This is a genomic window from Burkholderia sp. Ac-20384 (assembly GCF_017104605.1).
In the GTDB taxonomy this organism is placed as follows: Bacteria; Pseudomonadota; Gammaproteobacteria; order Burkholderiales; family Burkholderiaceae; genus Burkholderia; species Burkholderia lata.
The window spans coordinates 1-1,440 of record NZ_JAAGPE010000627.1; the positions used below are offsets into that span (position 1 = coordinate 1).

Annotated in this window: 2 protein-coding genes; both read right to left on the minus strand. The window is 71.1% G+C overall.

Annotation, left to right across the window (positions count from 1 at the left end):
- Positions 1–135: 135 nt before the first annotated feature.
- Entirely contained in the window at positions 136–675 is a 540-nt protein-coding gene (locus tag G3O00_RS42420; RefSeq protein WP_206146569.1) for a hypothetical protein, read from the minus strand.
- Positions 676–903: 228 nt separating this feature from the next.
- On the minus strand, positions 904–1,440 hold a 537-nt coding region (locus G3O00_RS42425), incomplete at its 5' end, for a tetratricopeptide repeat protein (protein WP_206146570.1).

Genomic DNA, 1,440 nt, shown 5'->3' on the forward strand with positions numbered 1-1,440 from the left:
TGTCGGAGGAGGTGGGGGCGTTCATGGCGCCTATTGTAGCGACAGGGGGCGATGGCGCGCGTCGGGCGACGCGCGCGACCGGGGAGGGCGGCGCGCGGCCGCCCGCATGCGAGCGGCGCCGCGGCGCCGCACCGCTCAATGCTTTTCCATCCGCTCCAGCGCCTTGATGTCTTCCTCGGACGTCATTTCGCAGGCCAGCAGCGTCTTGCCCTTCAGCGCCGGGCCCTGGCGAGCCGACACGAGGATCAGCGCACCGCCCGGGCCGCGGACCGTCAGCCGGCGCGAATAGCCGACGGACGACGCGCCCAGCAGGTGGCCCTTCTCGGGGGTGAGCTGGTAGCGTTTCGCGAGCTGGTCGGCGACTTCGCCGTCCACCAGCACGCCGATTCCGGTACTGACGAACACGACCTGCTGCGTCGTGAAGCCGTCGCGGTGGATCGGCTCCGGCAGGCGATAGACCGCGGCACCCAGCATCGACTCGTCCGGTTTCGGATCGGCCGCCTTGGCGGTGTTGTAGATCGAGTCCATCAGGTCCGACGTGAACGGCGGCTTGCAAAGCGCGGCATTGAAGATGTCGGGCTGGGCGGGCGGTGCGGCGAGTGCGGTGAGCGGCGCGCCGGCAATGACAAGGGCGCCGACGGCAGCGGCACCAAGCCTGGAAAGGCGATGGGACATGGATGCAGTTCTCTCAGGTTTTATTGTGAGGCTGCATGGTAATGCATTGCCGCGCGCCGAACGATCGGCGGGGAGCGGCCGGATGGCGGCAAGGCAACCGGCGTGCGCGCCCGCGCCCCGCGATCGATTCCGTTGCGGGATGATCGATGCGCGGGGTGGCGGGGCACGCGCGTCATGCAGCCGGCGGGGTGCCGGTTCGAGCGCGTGCGCTTGCTCGCGGACGAACCGTTACGGCGCGACGACCGGGTGCTTCAGCGCATGCGCGGTCTCGATCCACTGCGCGTGGAATTCGTCCGCGTCGGGCTTGAGCCCGAGCTCGCCGTTGCGATAGGCCATTGCGAGCGTCTGCACGGCTTCCGGCAGCTCGTGCTCGGCGGCGCGGCGATACAGCGCCAGCGCGCGCGCCTCGTCGCGCGGCACGCCGCTGCCGTCCCGGTACGCGTTCGCGAGCATGAAGTCCGCGGCCGGGATGTCCGCGCGCGACGCGACGTCGAACCAGTGCGCGGCCTGAACGGGATCGGCGGCGACGCCATAACCGCTGCGGTAGATCAGCCCGAGGTAATACGCAGCGGCCGGGTCGCCCTGCGCGGCCGCTTCGCCGAGCAGCGTGCGGGCACGTGCGTAGTCCTTCGGCATGTCGCTGCTGCCGAGCAGCAACGCCTTGCCGAGCGCGAGCTGCGCACGCCGGGCGGCCGGCGCGTCGGCCTTGCTGTCTGCCGTCGCGGCCGTTTCCAGCCAGCCGCGCCCTTCGTCGCGCAGCCCCGG